At 36.8% G+C, this 16,125-nt stretch carries 20 protein-coding genes and 1 other annotated feature; of the genes, 10 read left to right on the forward strand and 10 right to left on the reverse strand.

All coding sequences use genetic code 11. From position 1 onward, the window contains the following. Window positions 1-21: 21 nt before the first annotated feature. The 5 genes from tyrS to acsA all read right to left on the reverse strand — a co-directional run bounded on the left by tyrS (window position 22) and on the right by acsA (window position 4,858). Complete coding sequence (gene tyrS / locus NLJ82_RS22840) at window positions 22-1,278, reverse strand: tyrosine--tRNA ligase (RefSeq protein WP_000512096.1); 1,257 nt, start codon at window positions 1,276-1,278, stop codon at window positions 22-24. A gap of 70 nt (window positions 1,279-1,348) precedes the next feature. After that, window positions 1,349-1,578 (reverse strand) — a binding site (T-box leader). Window positions 1,579-1,654: 76 nt separating this feature from the next. Further along, on the reverse strand, window positions 1,655-1,900 hold the full coding sequence (locus NLJ82_RS22845; protein ID WP_001293796.1) for a hypothetical protein: 246 nt from the start codon (window positions 1,898-1,900) through the stop codon (window positions 1,655-1,657). Then, on the reverse strand, window positions 1,881-2,426 hold the full coding sequence (locus tag NLJ82_RS22850; RefSeq protein WP_000057189.1) for an RNA polymerase sigma factor: 546 nt from the start codon (window positions 2,424-2,426) through the stop codon (window positions 1,881-1,883). The genes NLJ82_RS22845 and NLJ82_RS22850 overlap by 20 nt, the downstream gene beginning before the upstream one ends. Beyond that, entirely contained in the window at window positions 2,407-2,862 is a 456-nt protein-coding gene (locus tag NLJ82_RS22855; RefSeq protein WP_000066450.1) for a hypothetical protein, read from the reverse strand. Before NLJ82_RS22855 ends, NLJ82_RS22850 begins: the two co-directional genes overlap by 20 nt. Window positions 2,863-3,139: 277 nt before the next feature. Then, on the reverse strand, window positions 3,140-4,858 hold the full coding sequence (acsA, locus tag NLJ82_RS22860; protein ID WP_000862051.1) for an acetate--CoA ligase: 1,719 nt from the start codon (window positions 4,856-4,858) through the stop codon (window positions 3,140-3,142). Window positions 4,859-5,034: 176 nt separating this feature from the next. On the opposite strand from acsA, the gene acuA reads away from it, so the two are divergent. The 4 genes from acuA (at window position 5,035) to NLJ82_RS22880 (ending at window position 8,520) form a co-directional block, all read left to right on the forward strand. Beyond that, window positions 5,035-5,667 (forward strand): acetoin utilization protein acetyltransferase AcuA, encoded by a 633-nt coding sequence (acuA, locus tag NLJ82_RS22865; RefSeq protein ID WP_000581391.1) that lies wholly within the window; start codon window positions 5,035-5,037, stop codon window positions 5,665-5,667. A gap of 17 nt (window positions 5,668-5,684) precedes the next feature. After that, the gene (locus tag NLJ82_RS22870) at window positions 5,685-6,329 is read left to right on the forward strand and encodes an acetoin utilization AcuB family protein (protein ID WP_000634569.1); all 645 of its coding nucleotides are present in this window, start codon (window positions 5,685-5,687) and stop codon (window positions 6,327-6,329) included. After that, entirely contained in the window at window positions 6,326-7,492 is a 1,167-nt protein-coding gene (gene acuC / locus NLJ82_RS22875; RefSeq protein ID WP_000092805.1) for an acetoin utilization protein AcuC, read from the forward strand. Before NLJ82_RS22870 ends, acuC begins: the two co-directional genes overlap by 4 nt. A gap of 152 nt (window positions 7,493-7,644) precedes the next feature. Continuing rightward, entirely contained in the window at window positions 7,645-8,520 is an 876-nt protein-coding gene (locus tag NLJ82_RS22880) for an alpha/beta fold hydrolase (RefSeq protein ID WP_000515267.1), read from the forward strand. A gap of 35 nt (window positions 8,521-8,555) precedes the next feature. Here the strand turns inward: NLJ82_RS22880 and NLJ82_RS22885 are convergent, their stop codons facing one another. The 3 genes from NLJ82_RS22885 to NLJ82_RS22895 all read right to left on the reverse strand — a co-directional run bounded on the left by NLJ82_RS22885 (window position 8,556) and on the right by NLJ82_RS22895 (window position 11,107). Next, complete coding sequence (locus NLJ82_RS22885) at window positions 8,556-8,846, reverse strand: hypothetical protein (protein ID WP_050266810.1); 291 nt, start codon at window positions 8,844-8,846, stop codon at window positions 8,556-8,558. A 115-nt stretch (window positions 8,847-8,961) separates the two neighbouring features. Then, window positions 8,962-9,651, reverse strand: a complete 690-nt coding sequence (locus NLJ82_RS22890; protein WP_001993852.1) for a response regulator transcription factor — start codon at window positions 9,649-9,651, stop codon at window positions 8,962-8,964. Between the two features lies 1 nt (window position 9,652). Next, on the reverse strand, window positions 9,653-11,107 hold the full coding sequence (locus NLJ82_RS22895) for a sensor histidine kinase (protein ID WP_000023832.1): 1,455 nt from the start codon (window positions 11,105-11,107) through the stop codon (window positions 9,653-9,655). 303 nt (window positions 11,108-11,410) lie between these two features. Between NLJ82_RS22895 and NLJ82_RS22900 the strand changes: the two genes are divergently transcribed. The 3 genes from NLJ82_RS22900 (at window position 11,411) to mscL (ending at window position 13,626) form a co-directional block, all read left to right on the forward strand. Further along, window positions 11,411-12,091, forward strand: coding sequence for an ankyrin repeat domain-containing protein (locus NLJ82_RS22900; protein WP_000475162.1), 681 nt, complete (start codon window positions 11,411-11,413; stop codon window positions 12,089-12,091). A gap of 78 nt (window positions 12,092-12,169) precedes the next feature. Then, window positions 12,170-13,096, forward strand: coding sequence for a Gfo/Idh/MocA family protein (locus tag NLJ82_RS22905; RefSeq protein ID WP_000743066.1), 927 nt, complete (start codon window positions 12,170-12,172; stop codon window positions 13,094-13,096). Between the two features lie 128 nt (window positions 13,097-13,224). After that, window positions 13,225-13,626, forward strand: coding sequence for a large-conductance mechanosensitive channel protein MscL (gene mscL, locus NLJ82_RS22910; protein WP_000267020.1), 402 nt, complete (start codon window positions 13,225-13,227; stop codon window positions 13,624-13,626). A 50-nt stretch (window positions 13,627-13,676) separates the two neighbouring features. On the opposite strand, the gene NLJ82_RS22915 is transcribed toward mscL, so the two are convergent. Next, window positions 13,677-13,949, reverse strand: a complete 273-nt coding sequence (locus NLJ82_RS22915; protein ID WP_000636593.1) for a DUF3917 domain-containing protein — start codon at window positions 13,947-13,949, stop codon at window positions 13,677-13,679. Between the two features lie 150 nt (window positions 13,950-14,099). Here NLJ82_RS22915 and dhp61 point away from each other — a divergent pair, with 150 nt between their 5' ends. From dhp61 to NLJ82_RS22930, 3 genes are all read left to right on the forward strand, one after another. Next, window positions 14,100-14,396, forward strand: coding sequence for a protein Dhp61 (gene dhp61, locus NLJ82_RS22920; RefSeq protein WP_000389135.1), 297 nt, complete (start codon window positions 14,100-14,102; stop codon window positions 14,394-14,396). Window positions 14,397-14,477: 81 nt separating this feature from the next. After that, complete coding sequence (locus NLJ82_RS22925) at window positions 14,478-14,714, forward strand: DUF3949 domain-containing protein (RefSeq protein ID WP_000637881.1); 237 nt, start codon at window positions 14,478-14,480, stop codon at window positions 14,712-14,714. A gap of 1 nt (window position 14,715) precedes the next feature. Then, window positions 14,716-15,078, forward strand: a complete 363-nt coding sequence (locus NLJ82_RS22930) for a DUF4288 domain-containing protein (RefSeq protein ID WP_025991609.1) — start codon at window positions 14,716-14,718, stop codon at window positions 15,076-15,078. A 34-nt stretch (window positions 15,079-15,112) separates the two neighbouring features. On the opposite strand, the gene ccpA is transcribed toward NLJ82_RS22930, so the two are convergent. Further along, window positions 15,113-16,111, reverse strand: a complete 999-nt coding sequence (gene ccpA, locus NLJ82_RS22935) for a catabolite control protein A (RefSeq protein WP_001103296.1) — start codon at window positions 16,109-16,111, stop codon at window positions 15,113-15,115. Window positions 16,112-16,125: the final 14 nt, after the last annotated feature.

Here is a 16,125-nt window from a genome sequence, read left to right on the forward strand (position 1 = left end):
TTTGTTTATATTCGTTTCGGATTAGTAACGAATTAAGAAATATTTCTTTTTACCGCGGCGAATAATTGTGAATTTACCTTCGATGCGGTCTTTTTCTGTTACAACGTAGTCTAATGCTTGTGTACGCTCACCGTTTACGTAGATTGCGCCGTTTGTTACATCTTCACGTGCTTGACGTTTTGATGGAGAGATTTTGCTTTCTACAAGTAAGTCGATTAATACTGTATCTTCTGCAGTACGTTCTACAGATGGTACGTCTTTGAATCCTTGCTCGATTTCGCTTGCAGTCAATTCTGCTACAGAACCGCTGAATAATGCAGCTGAAATTTTAATCGCTTGTTCTAATGCTTCTTCGCCGTGAACAAGTTTTGTCATTTCTGCACCTAATGCTTTTTGTGCTGCACGTTTTTCTGGTGCTTCAGCTACTTGCTTTTCAAGCTCAAGAATTTCTTCATGAGATAAGAATGTAAAGTATTTTAAGTATTTAACAACATCACGGTCATCTGTGTTAATCCAGAATTGGTAGAACTCGTAAGGAGTTGTTTTCTCTGGGTCTAACCAAATTGCGCCGCCTTCTGTTTTACCAAACTTCGTACCGTCAGATTTTGTAACAAGTGGAATTGTTAAACCGAATGCTTTCGCATCTTCTTCTGATTTACGGATTAATTCAAGACCAGCTGTAATGTTACCCCATTGGTCACTACCACCGATTTGTAGGCGGCAATTATGGTGTTGGTATAAGTTTAAGAAGTCGTATGATTGTAAAATCATGTAACTAAACTCAGTAAATGAAATACCAGTCTCTAAACGAGATGCTACTGTATCTTTTGCTAGCATATAGTTTAAACCGAAGTTTTTACCGATATCGCGTAAGAATGAAATGACATCTAAGTTACCAAGCCAATCATAGTTGTTAGCCATTGTTGCTGGGTTTTCCACGTTTTCGAACTCTAAGAAGTTTGAAAGTTGGTTTTTAATGCTTTCTGTGTAGTAAGCAACTGTATCTTTCGTATTTAATGTACGCTCTGCTTTTTTACCACTTGGGTCACCGATCATACCAGTACCACCGCCAACAAGTGCGATTGGTTGGTGACCAGCTAATTGGAAACGACGTAACATTAATACTGGTAACATATGACCGATGTGTAAGCTATCCGCTGTCGGGTCGAAACCACAGTATAATTTAACGCTTTCTTTTTCTAATAATTGCTCAAGGCCCTCAGCGTCTGTTTGCTGATTAATTAGACCGCGAAATTCAAGATCTTGTAAAATACCCATATCCTACATACTCTCCTTTAAGTTCATTACTGGCGTGAAGGTTAAAAACATAAAAAAATCGCCCCTTCAAATAAGGGACGATTTTGATTATCGCGTTACCACCCTAGTTGCAGACCAAAAAAAGCCTACCACCTTATTTACATAACGGCTTAGCACCGTCTCTTCCCTTTTGAATACAATTCAATCGAAAAAAGATGCTCTAGGGGCGTAATTCGCGATCATCTATGTGCTGATTTTCACCGACCATCAGCTCTCTAAAACAGGGAAATGATCACTACTTCTCCCTTTCCACGCTCAATTATTCATATACTTTTCTTTATACCATCATTTATATAGGCGTGTCAAATAAGGTCGGGTTTCTCTTCTTGCCAATCCTTTACAACGTCATAAAGAGTATCGTAATAAGAGAAAGAATTGGAACCCCAACTAATAACGATACGTGAAACACAACTGATAAATCATTCCCAATCGTAGCCTCCACAGGATCTTTCGCCGGGGAACCAAGAAACCCGATTAATCGATCGAATCGACTTACCGTTTTTGGAAAGTCCGGTACTTCTACATGGTCACTATCTAAATGCTGTTTTAATTTATATTCACTCTTAAAGGGATTTTCGCTCAATTTCGTCCACCTCCAGCAATTGTTTCAATTTCTTTATCCCGTTATGAAGTCTCGACTTCACCGTTCCAACTGGAATATCTAATACCTCTGCAATTTCTTTTTGCTGCATGTCATGATAATAAGAAAGGATTAGGACTGCTCTTTGCTCTTCTGGAACTTTCAAAATTGCTTCTCTTACTGTAAGCCGATCTTCGCGAGAAAATTCTTTTTCCGGAATCGGCACTAAAAATGGCAAAAGCGTACGCCACTTTTTTCTCCTATTTAATTTATTAATCATCAGACGATAACCAATTTGAAATAAATACGTTTTTATTTTTCCCTTTTCAGGTTCATACATATGTTTCTTACGCTCTAGCGTCAAAAACGTATCTTGGACAAGGTCGATACTCAATTGTTCATCTCGGTTAAATCGATATAAAAATGTGTATAGCGCTGGTTTGATTAAAACGTATAGTTTTTCCCCAGCCTGCTTATCTCCACTTTGATATGCAAGCATAAGTTCCTCCTCAATCCCAATCTGCGCCATGATTTTTGATCTCCTTTATTCCTTTTAACGTTAATGAAATACGGGAAATTAAATATGCAATTGCAATAAAAATCCACAACTGCGATTGATTTGTAAAAAATTGAACATATGGATTTTGAATTGTAAATCCCATTGGAACTAAAAAAATTAAAACCTGCACACATATGCATGCATACAATGCAAGACAAACAGAAATCGTATCAAATACATTCCAGCGAAAATACACTTTTGTTTTTGTAAAATCGATTTTATTCCCTTTTTTTCGTACTATATGTTTTCTATCAAACGGAATAATGATTGAAAACACAACACTCATTATAACTCCAGCTGTAAGCATTGATACTCTATATCCAATTGGTATTGGTAAAAACAGTCCACAGGAAAACACAACTATAGTTCCAATTAAAGCAAAAGTAAGAAGTAATTTATTAGACATAAAAAAGCCTCCCTCATCTATTCTTTCATAAATGTATACAGACGAGGAAGGCACTTCGTTCAAATATTATTTTATTTTTTTATAATCTTTGCAGGATTTCCGCCAACTACTACATGATCTGACACATCTTTTCATACAACTGGATCAGTCGGTATATATATTTCTCCTAGTATCATTTTTTCTTTTTCTGTTTTCATTTTCTTCCCTCTTTATATGTAGGTTAAAGAGGGAAGAAAAAAGAAAGGTCTGAACGCTATTTCGTTCAGACCTTTCTCTCTTAATCTTCCATCGTTGATAAGTCACCTGTTGGTAAGTTTAACTCCCACGCTTTTAATACGCGGCGCATAATTTTACCACTTCTCGTTTTCGGTAATTTATCTCTAAATTCAATTTGTCTTGGCGCTGCATGAGCTGCTAGGCCTTTCTTTACAAATTGACGGATTTCTTCTTTTAATTCATCAGATGGTTCGTATCCTGCACGAAGCGCGATAAATGCTTTAATGATTTCGCCGCGCACCGGATCAGGAATACCAATTACACCAGCTTCTGCAACAGCAGCATGCTCGATTAATTTGCTTTCTACTTCAAATGGTCCAACGCGCTCACCTGACGTCATAATTACATCGTCAATACGTCCTTGGAACCAGAAGTATCCATCCTCGTCCATATAGGCAGAATCACCTGATACGTACCAATCGCCCGGCATAAAGTAAGATTCATACTTTTGCTTGTTATTCCAAATTCCACGCATCATAGCTGGCCAACCTTTGCCAATTGCTAAGTTACCCATTGTGTATGGAGGCACTTCATTTCCTTCATTATCAACAATCGCTGCTTTCACACCTGGAATTGGTTTCCCCATTGAACCTGGACGTATTTCCATACAAGGGTAGTTACAAATAACTTGTCCACCTGTTTCTGTCATCCACCACGTATCATGAATACGAAGTCCAAATGCGTTCATACCCCAGCGAATTACTTCTGGATTTAACGGTTCACCAACGCTTAATACGTGGCGCACTTGTGATAAATCGTATTTTTTAATTGCATCTTGTCCAGCGCCCATTAACATGCGAAATGCTGTTGGTGCACTATACCAAACTGTTACACCGTAATCTTGCAGTGCTTCATACCACGCTTCTGGACTAAAGCGTCCGCCTAAAATAACATTTGATGCTCCGACTAACCACGGTGCAAAAATACCGTAAGCAGTTCCCGTTACCCAGCCTGGGTCAGCTGTGCACCAATATACATCGTCTTCTTTTAAATCTAATACCCACTTCGCCGTTTGATAGTGCTGAACCATTGCGTTTTGTGCATGAAGCACACCTTTTGGCTTACCAGTAGAACCAGACGTGTAATGTAGAATCAAACCGTCTTCACGGCCTAACCATTCAATATGTAATTCTTTTGAAGCTTGTTCGAATAAAGGATTGAACGCTACCGTTTTACCGCCTTCTTCTACATTATCTCCAACAAGAAAGACTGTTTTTAAAGCTGGTAAATCATTTAATGGTACACGCTCTAACAATTCAGGTGTTGTAATTAACACTTTTGCTTCGCTATCTTCTAAACGATCGCGAACTGCGCCTTCCATAAATGCTTCAAATAGCGGACCAACAATTGCTCCCAACTTCACTGCACCAAGAAGTGCGAAATATAACTCTGGGGAACGCGGCATAAAAATAAAAACGCGATCGCCTTTTTCTACATCGCCATAATTTTTTAGGACATTTCCTGCTTTATTAGAAAAATCCTTCATTTCCTTAAATGTATACTTCTCTTTTCGAGATCCATCTTGATAATAAAGGGCTACTTTATTCTTCCGATCGGATTTCGCATGCTTATCAATTGCCTCATACGCCATATTCACTCGGCCTGTTTCATTCCAAGTAAAGTTTTTATTAACCTCTTCCCAGTTAAAATTCGCGTATGCCTCATCATAATTCGGCAAATTATTTTCTCCTTTAATGACAGGAAGCGTTTCTACTTTCATACTTTACATCCCCCTCCTATGTATTCTATTATCTATTATAATAACATTATTTAAAATTTTCAGTATATTTGTTGATTTTTAGACAAATTTTTAATGACAAATTTCGATTCACATCGCATATATTATAAAGTACGATATGAATAGATTCACAAACCCTCAAGGTGGTGAGCAATACATTGATCCATAAAAAAATATATAATGCTAGAAACTTAAAAACAGCGAAAGGCACTTTAATTATTGAAGGGCCTGTCTCTACACATAACTTAGAAATGTATGAATTTCATCCAGATTTAGTTGCGTTTCGTCCTGCCGAGCATCAATATAAAGCAATTGTCGAAATTTCTAAATTGCCAGAAGCTCGTCTCATTATTGCTAGACATGACCAAACGATTGTTGGATATGTTACATACTTGTATCCTGATCCACTTGAACGATGGTCAGAAGGAAAAATGGAAAACTTAATTGAGCTTGGGGCAATTGAAGTGGTCCCAGCCTTCCGCGGGAGTTCTGTCGGAAAGAATTTACTAGAGGTTTCTATGATGGACGATTATATGGAAGATTACATTATATTGACGACTGAATATTATTGGCACTGGGATTTGAAACAAACAGGCTTAAATGTTTGGGAGTACCGAAAAGTAATGGAAAAGATGATGAATGCTGGCGGGTTACAATGGATGGCTACAGATGATCCTGAAATTTGCTCGCATCCCGCTAACTGTTTAATGGTCCGCATCGGCAAACGCGTTGATACGGATTCTATTCAAGCATTTGATCGTCTACGTTTTCACAATCGTTTTATGTATTAATAAAGGGGGCAACTGGAATGATTGTAGAAGAAATTATGAATCAAGATGTGGTGACACTACATCCAAACGATACAATCGAAACAGCAATCCGAACGATACGCACGAAAGGCATTCGGCACATTCCAATTGTCGATCAAAACAATCATGTCGTAGGCATTATTTCTGATCGGGATGTAAGAGATGCAAGTCCATCTATTCTAGATGAACAAGTTTCACTCGATATGCTGAAGCAACCGCTCGAACTGATTATGAAACATCCTGTTATGACTTGCCATCCTCTCGACTTTGTTGAGGAAATTGCTACTTTATTTTTTGAAAATAAAATTGGCTGTCTTCCTGTTACAAAGGCAGGAAAGTTAGTTGGAATTATTTCTGAATCTACTGTACTGCACACGTTAGTGAAATTAACAGGAGCACATCAACCGAGTTCACAAATTGAAATTCAAGTAAAAAATGAACCTGGCATTCTCGGAAAAGTCGTTGCTATTTTTAGTGAGTTACAAATAAATATCGTGAGCGTTCTCGTCTACCCAGCAAAAGATGAGAATGATAAAGTACTCGTTTTCCGCATTCAAACGATGAATCCGCTAAAAGTGATTGATGCACTTGAAACAGAAGGCTACCGCGTATTATGGCCAAACATCATGGGGATGCAAGCATGAGTAGCGCGTTTATTTATTCGGATGACTTTCGGGGCTATTCATTTAGCCCTGATCATCCTTTTAACCAACTGCGCGTCACACTTACGTACGATTTATTACAAAAGGGCGGTTTCATCTCTCCTTCTCAAATCATCTCACCACGGATGGCTACAGATGAAGAGATTGCCTACATTCATACAGAGGAGTACATAAATGCGGTAAAACGTGCTGGAGAAGGAAAGTTAGAAAAATCAATTGCGATGACATATGGACTCGGAACAGAAGATACACCGATGTTTCCAAATATGCACGAAGCAAGCGCATTACTCGTTGGTGGTACGTTAACAGCTGTCGATGCTGTTCTTTCCGGAAAAGTAAAACACGCACTTAATTTGGGCGGCGGCTTACATCACGGCTTTCGCGGCAAAGCATCTGGCTTTTGTATTTATAACGACAGTTCCATCGCAATGAAATATATTCAGAAGAAATACGGTTTACGCGTTTTATATATTGATACAGATGCTCATCACGGTGATGGTGTACAGTGGTCCTTTTATGACGATCCTAACGTATGCACCATTTCACTACATGAAACTGGTCGATATTTATTCCCTGGAACTGGCGCTGTAAACGAACGCGGACAAGGTAATGGCTATAGTTATTCTTTTAACGTTCCACTCGATGCTTTTACAGAAGACGAATCGTTTTTAGATTCCTATCGAACTGTCGTAAGAGAAGTGGCCGCATACTTTAAACCGGATATTATTTTAACGCAAAATGGTGCTGACGCGCATTATTACGACCCACTTACACACCTTTGCGCAACGATGAATATTTACCGCGAGATACCGAAGCTCGCTCGCGAAATCGCTAACGAATATTGCGAAGGTCGCTGGATTGCTGTCGGCGGCGGTGGCTATGACCACTGGCGCGTCGTCCCAAGGGCTTGGGCACTCATTTGGCTCGAAATGAACAACATCCAAAACATCTCAGGTTATCTCCCTCCAGAATGGATTGAAGCTTGGAAAGGACAAGCAGAAACAGAACTTCCTCTCACATGGGAAGATCCAGACAACATGTATAAACCTATCCCCCGAAAACCAGAAATTGAAGAAAAGAACGCATTAACTGTAGCGAAATCCCTTGAAATTATTCGGAATAATATGAAAAAATCTTTGTACTAAACGAAAAGGAGGCTCGTTTTTGAATAGCCTCCTTTTATTTATTGTCGATTTCTATCGGTAAGTCGATATATTTTAATAATCGCTGATATATTTCGAGTTGCGCCGATATATTTTGATAATCGCTGATATATTTTTATGTACTAACGGACTTTATGGGAAAAGGTCGTGATATTATGTGGAAACAACAAATGGTCAACACGAAACGCGGCACATTCGAGCTTTTTACTAAAGGCAGTGGCGAACCACTTTGCATTACACATCACTATTCCCAATTTAATGAAACCGGTGATTACTTTGCGGATGTTTTCACTTCTACGCATCGTGTATTGCTCATTAATTTACGAGATGCTGGTAACTCCGCAAAAGCCAATTCAGAAAAAGAATTAAGTATGATTGAAACGATTCACGATTTAGAAGCGATACGAGAAACTTTACAACTTCCAACATGGCATTTCGCTGGCCACTCAACAGGTGGTATGCTTGGACTTCTATATGCGATTACGTATCCAAATTCTTTACAATCATTAGTCCTCGTTGGAGCCGCAGCAAGTAACTATACCGAAACACCATTTTGCATTTATCATCCGGAACATCCTCAGTTTCATTATATGCAACAGCTCATCGAAAATTTAAAAAGCCCTCACCTTACAAATGAGGAACGGAAAGAATTATCTACTGAGAGAACAAAATTATCATTGTATAAACCAGAAAACTATAATTCTTATTTTTGTAAACCAATTGTAAAAACAATGTCTGCTAGCCGGATGAATGCTTTTTCTCACGAATATCCAGCATTTAATTTACGAGAACATTTACCTTCTATGAAAACAAAGACACTTATTATATGCGGAAGACACGATGTGCAATGCCCGATTCAGTATTCTATCGATATGCATGAGGGCATACGTAGTTCTATTTTTGTGATATTTGAAGAGAGTAATCATTATCCTTTTTTAGAAGAAACTACTCTGTTTACTTCTACCACTCAAACATTTTATAATTCATTACGCCAGTACCGTTATTATTAAAAAAGCTCACAGTCTCCATAAGACTATGAGCTTTTTTAAAAGAAATATTTCACACTAAAAGCAGCTAAAAGAACACAAGAAATAACCACTAAACCTACATCAAGTAATACTGACTTTTTATCTCTATCTTTCAAACTTATCTTAGAGCTAGAAATACTTTTAATTACCCAAAAGATTGCAAAAAATAACCAATCAAAATGATCATTCGTATAATCGTCATCATAAAACATTTGTATTGCCCCTATTAGTAATAAAACAAGTATGATATTAGTTCCAATCTTTAAAATCTTGTTTGATTTATTATCTTTTAATATATCCCCCAAAATGTAGCACGCCCTCTCACACTCTCCTATGTTTTATCTCTCTTTATATTTTAACATAAATTACCTATTATTCCCTTTTGATCACATAAAAAAACCTGCCAAAGCTTTGACAGGTTCCCTACACGTTAAAACGATAACCAGCTCCCCATACCGTTTCAATATATTGCGGGTGAGCTGGATCTCTTTCAATTTTTTCACGTAGCTTTCTAATATGAACGACAACAGTTGCTAAGTCACCAGCGGAGTCTAATCCCCAAATACGTTCAAATAGCTGTTCTTTATTTAATACTTGATTTGGGTTTGTGACAAAGAATGTTAATAAATCAAATTCCTTCGTTGTAAACGCAACTTCTTCATTGTTTATAAAAACTTTCCTCGCCCTTTGATCAATAGAGATTCCGTGAATATATAGCGTATCGCGTTGCTTACTTACATTTCCTAATAATCTTTCATAACGAGAAATATGTGCTTTTACCCTTGCGACTAATTCACTCGGGCTAAACGGTTTCGTTATATAATCATCCGCTCCTAAACCGAGCCCGCGAATTTTATCTATATCTTCTTTTTTTGCTGAAACAAGTAAAATCGGAATATCTTTTATAGCTCGAATTTGCTTACAAATTTCAAATCCATTCATTTTCGGAAGCATAATATCTAAAATAATTAAATCGTAGTCTTCTTGCAGGGCCATTTGTAAACCTGTTTCTCCTGAATGTTCGACATCAACTTGAAAATCATTAATTTCTAAATAATCTCGCTGTAATTCTGCAATGCTTACTTCATCTTCTATTAGTAAAATTCTTTTCAATTTACTCACCACATTCCTCTACTTTTTCCAATGAGAAGAAAATGCTTGTGCCTTCCCCAAGCTCGCTTTCCGCCCAAATTTCCCCGCCATGTTCTTCAATAATTTGCTTCGCTATCGCTAAGCCAAGTCCACTTCCACCTGTACTAGAATTTCTCGATTGCTCTGCACGATAGAAACGTTCAAAAATATAAGGAAGTGTATCAGATTCTATACCTGATCCGTTGTCCATTACTTTCACAATCACTTTATTGTTATCACTCGATACTGTTACAGTAATTTTCTTTTCTTCTTTATCCATGTATTTCACACTATTATGAATTAAATTTGATATCACTCTATTTATCTTTTCGCAATCAGCCTTTACATAAAGTGGTGATGCATGTAATTGTAAGTTAACTTCTATACCTTCTTTACTTAAATCCATCTGCATCTCTTCTATTAATTCTTGCATAAACATATTTAATTCAACCGTTTCAAACTGAAAGGGAACTCGATTCAAATCGAGCTTTGAGAATAAAAATAATTCATCAATGAGTGTATCCATATGTCTTGCTTTCGTATGGATAGTTGTCAAATACTTATCCATTTTTTCTGGCGTATTTGCTACTCCGTCTTTTATTCCTTCTACATATCCAATAATAGATGTAATCGGTGTTTTTAAATCGTGAGAGATGTTTGAAATGAGCTCTTTTCGATTTTCTTCATACTGCGTTTGCATCTCTATCGATTCTTTTAATTTCTTCCTCATTTCCTCAAATCCTTGATTCAATTGCCCAATTTCATCGTGCGATGTAACTGGTATTTGAAAATCTAAATTTCCTTCTTTAATTTTTTCAGTCGCATCTTTCAATACAAAGATTGGTTTTATAACACTTCTTGAGACGAGGTAACTTAATAATCCAATAAGTAAAATAGCTAACAGTAAAAGTGATACGAACAAAATCGGAAATAACTTTTGTGTAAGATCTACAAATGAACTTTGCTTCTTTAATACAAATATACTCCCCTCTTCTTCCTGAGGAAAATAAAAATCAAACTTTACATATCGATAAAATGTATCGCCTAATTCCGTTGTACCACGACTATTAATATTTGCTGATTCAAATTTCGGAAGAGCTTCTTTTAAAGATACACTTTCAAATACGTTTGAAGCATACGAAAGTGTTTCTCCTTTTCTTACTACTATTTTCACACCCTCTTTTTCTATCGCTGAGACAAACGACTCATCTAACAATTGAGATTGATGCTGTTTGGCGGCTGACTTCAACTCAAGATAGGCATTCTCTTCTTCTGGTGTAAGCGGCTTTTGAATGTAAGAACTTTTATAGAAATTTTTCACTGCTTCCAAGTCACCTGTTATCGAAAAAACGATTAAAAATCCCGCAACTAATATAAGCGCAATGGAAACAAGAATGACAGCGATATAAGAAAATAAAAACCTTGTTTTAATAGACATATGTTACATCCTCACTTTACCCCGCTATTTGCCGGGCAGTAAGATCCCCACCTCAAAATTCAGAGAAAGCAAAGAAGTTAAGTGGGGGATCAACTGCCCATAAAAGCCCGATTGGTTCAACTAATAATCAGTGGGGGATGAACAAAACCCCCACTGATTAAAGTTTCACTTTATCAAACCTTATTACTCATAAGCATAAAAATATATGTTCAAATACTCAAGCGATTTTATAGTAATTTTAGCGTCAGTTTATAAAAATTTAATGTTCTTCTTTTACAGTTGAAATGAGGAGGTTGAAATTCCATGTTCAAAAAAACAGTAAGCATGATATGTTGCGTAATTTTTTTACAAGGTTGCTCGCAAGAACAAGAAGTTAAAAAGGAGATGATAAACATGGAGACAGCGCTACTAACAGCTACTGAGAAACAAGAAACGAATACTGTTATATCGTTACTCAAAAAAGGGGCTGACATAAATATAACAGACAATAAAGGACGCACCCCTCTTATGATTGCTACATACAAAAATGATGTAAAAACCGCAAAAGCGCTTATCGAAGCTGGTGCTGACGTAAATATCCAAGATGATATGAAAAACAATCCCTTTCTATACGCCGGTGCAGAAGGTTACTTGGATATTTTAAAACTAACGATTGATGCCGGCGCGGATCCAACACTTACGAATCGTTACGGCGGAACAGCCCTTATCCCTGCCTCAGAACATGGTTATATTGATGTTATAAAAGAACTCCTCACGCGAACAAATATCGATGTAAACCATGTCAATAATCTCTGGTGGACAGCTTTAATGGAAGCCATCGTACTAAGCAACGGAGATGAAACACAACAACAAGTTATCCGCCTTCTTATTGAGCACGGTGCAGATGTAAACATTCCAGATAATGATGGTGTTACTCCGCTAGAGCATGCTCGTGCTCATCACTTTAAAGAGATAGAGAAGATTTTGTTAGAAGAACATAAGTAAAACGCTAATTTTTGCTTTCCTTCCCCCCCCTATGCTACATTTAAGCCGTTATATCAATATGAATAGGTGGGAATACACATGAAAAAACCTAAAATTGGGATGATTGGACTTGGAAGTATTGCACAAAAAGCTTATCTTCCAACACTTACAAAAGAAACAGATTGGAATTTTGTAGGGGCGTTTACACCTAACGCAGAGAAAAGGAAACAAATTTGTCAGCAATACCGCATTCAAGAATTCCATTCTATTGAAACGTTAGCTTCAGAATGTGATGCAATCTTCGTTCATAGTTCAACTGCTACTCATTATGAAATCGTTTCTGAACTTCTGAAAAAAGGAATCGATGTTTACGTAGATAAGCCGCTAGCTGCTACAGTGGAACAGGCTGAAAAACTAGTCGAGTTGAGCGAAAAATATAACCGAAAATTAATGGTCGGATTTAATCGCCGCTTCGTTCCTATGTATGTTGCGGCAAAAGAGCAAGCTCATCATATTTCATGGATTCGAATTGAAAAGCATCGTACAAATAAAGTCGGGCCCTATACGTACGACTTTACGATGTTAGATGATTACTTACATATTGTAGATACTGCTCGCTGGTTAGCTAACGATGAGCTTAACGTCGTTCATAATATGATGCAAATCAATGAAAAGAATGAACTTCTTTACGGACATCATACATATACAACGCCAAGTGGACTGTTACTTTCTACCGCAATGCATCGCCATGCCGGTACAAATTTAGAACAAATTGAACTTGTCACAACAGGAAAAATCATTCGCGTAAAAAACATGAACACATTTGAAGTTGAGCAAGAAAATGCAGTTTCTCAAATTGGTTCCCCATCATGGGATACGACGTTAAAACAACGTGGTTTTGAAGATGCTGTTCATCATTTCATTGAATGTGTGCAAGGAGATACAAAGCCTGTTGTAGATGGATTAGAAGGATTAAAAACGCAGCAGCTTTTGCAATCTCTGCTGAATAATGTAAACAAAAATTAAAACGGATACATTTTTCAGAATTTACTTTCATTCCCATTCCCTCTTTATTTCTCTCGAAAATTTCTATAGAATATGTTGATAGGAATTATAAATTTCATAATGAATCGTGGAAAGGATGGGATTAACACATGTGGAACGAGTTTAAGAAATTCGCGTTCAAAGGGAATGTCGTTGATTTAGCTGTCGGGGTTGTAATCGGTGCTGCATTCGGTAAAATCGTTAGTTCTTTAGTAAAAGATGTTATTACACCATTACTTGGTATGGTATTAGGTGGCGTTGACTTTACAGATTTAAAACTTACATTCGGTAAGTCATCTATTATGTACGGTAACTTCATCCAAACAATTTTTGATTTCTTAATTATTGCAGCGGCTATCTTTATGTTCGTTAAAGTGTTCAACAAACTAACATCTAGAAAAGAAGAAGAAGAAAAAGAGGAAGAAATTCCAGAACCAACAAAAGAAGAAGTTCTTCTTGGCGAAATTCGCGACTTGCTAAAACAGCAAAACTCTTCTAAAGATAGAGCATAATTGAACGGATAAAAAGGCATGTCCCGAGAGGGACATGCCTTTTCTATATGCTATAACGTTTCCGAATTCATATGAATAAATAAAATAATACCAGCAACCATAAGTACCATAATACTACTTGCAAATAGTGTAATCCCCATAAACATTAAACTTGTGCTCATATCCACCGATACACTTTCAATAAAAATAGAAATTACATACGTGATAAGGGCAATTCCTGCAAGAATACTTCCTGGAACAAATCGCTTTAAACCATTTTGTTTTAACGTCATATATGCAAAAATAGCAGTCATACAAAGCGTAATTATCCAAAGAACGATCATCTCTTCTCCCCCCTCACAAGCCTTTTCTTTCTATTATACATGACATTGCCCTATAATAGTTATTTTTACACTTATGTGACATATAACAAGGAATCATACAATCTATATAGAAGTCTTCCAGATAAGCTATAGTACTTGGGAGGGTTTCAATTGGAAGATGATATTGTAGGATACTTTAAACAAGTAGAGCGATATGATTATATTATAATTGACTTAGACAAAAAGTTTTTTTACATGGAAGTTGTACAACTAAAAACAAATATAACTTCGCTAAAAATATCACTTAACTTAGATAAAGATGAAACTATTATTGCTGGCAATGTGAAACAATATGATCCTTCTAGGTTAGAACAATTCATACAAAGCTTTAAACACACTGCACAAACATGTCTTGCACATAATTTACGAAGTCCTGAAGAACTTTTTGCATTTTGGAAAGGAAATTGACCACTAGAAACAAATGGATATTATTCGTATAATTTGATATAATTACCATATATAAATATTCTTTATAAGGGAGTGTTCATAATGATTTGGATTTCACTAATCGTATTAGCCTATTTCATCATTCTCGTCCCAATACAGTATAACTACATTAAAATACTCAAAGAAAAACAGAAGAAAATGAATATGTCACAAAACGAACTATATGACAACATGTCTTATGAAGAATCCCAAATACATTACCATTACCAAAGTAACGTATTTACAATACCTGCTTCACTTGTCGCAAGTATTATTTATAGAGTGAAACATGCAGCATAATATGTACGCTGTAAAATTATTGTTTGAATCTGTTCATTCTGGTGAGCCTGATCCTACGAAAATGGATGAGCATTATGAAGAAAATCACGATACACTTTTTGAAGAAAGTATTATTCTTGTTAAGGCACACAGTTTTGAAGAGGCCCATGCACTAGGTGAACAAATCGCTATACAGTCTGAGCATACGTACGATAATATGTACGGTGAGCAAGTAACGTGGACGTTTCGAAAACTATTACATGTGTTTGAATTAGACGATACACCATTTGAAACCGGAAAAGAATTATACGCAAGATTTTTACACGTTAAGAAAAATGAAACGGTGGATACTATAGTTCAAACATACTATCCTGAATATAAATAAAAGCTCACAGCAATCGCTGTGAGCTTTTCTATACTTACTTCGTTGAATCTCTAAATTGGATACGGTGAGGTAAGATAACAGTGTGATCTTCCACTTTTTCTTTGTTCATATACTTTGTTAATAGACGCATTGCTACTGCACCGATATCATACATCGGTTGTACAACTGTTGAAAGTTGTGGACGAACCATTAATGCAAGGCGTGTATTATCGAAACCAAGTACTTCTACATCAGTTGGTACATTTAATCCAGTGTCTTGTGCTGCGTGGATTACACCTAGTGCCATTTCGTCAGAAGATACGAAGATCGCTGTTGGCTTTTCATCAAGGCTCCAAAGCTTTTCGAATGCTTCGATACCTGAGTCATATGTGTAATCTCCATCGATTACAAGATTTTCATCATATGAAATACCTGCTTCTTCTAGAGCTTTTTTATAACCTTGTAATTTCTTCGCGCTTCCCGCCTTATCAATGAAAGGACCAGAGACGAAACCGATACGCTTATGTCCTTGTTCAATAAAGTGCTTCATTGCGTCGTAAGCTGCTTGTGTATAATCAATGTTTACTGATGGCGTTTCATTTTGCTCATCAAATGACGCTGCTAATACGATTGGTACTGGAGACTTTTTAAATTCTTCAATGTGAATGTCTGTAATATCTTCACCCATGAAAACAATTCCGTCCACTTGTTTTCCAAGCATCGTATTTAATAAATGGAACTCTTTCTCTTTGTTTTGGTCAGAGTTACTTAAAATGATGTTATATTTGTACATTGTTGCGATATCTTCAATTCCACGAGCAAGTTCTGCATAAAACGTATTTGAGATATCAGGAATAATAACACCTACTGTAGTTGTCTTCTTACTTGCTAATCCACGTGCTACCGCATTTGGGCGGTATCCTAAACGATCAATTGCTTCTAATACTTTCTTTCTTGTTGTAGGCTTTACATTTGGGTTACCGTTCACAACGCGTGACACGGTAGCCATTGAAACGTTCGCTTCGCGCGCTACATCATATATTGTTACGTTCATCTCATCGCACACTC

The organism is Bacillus paranthracis (genome assembly GCF_024296885.1).
GTDB classification, from domain to species: Bacteria; Bacillota; Bacilli; order Bacillales; family Bacillaceae_G; genus Bacillus_A; species Bacillus_A paranthracis.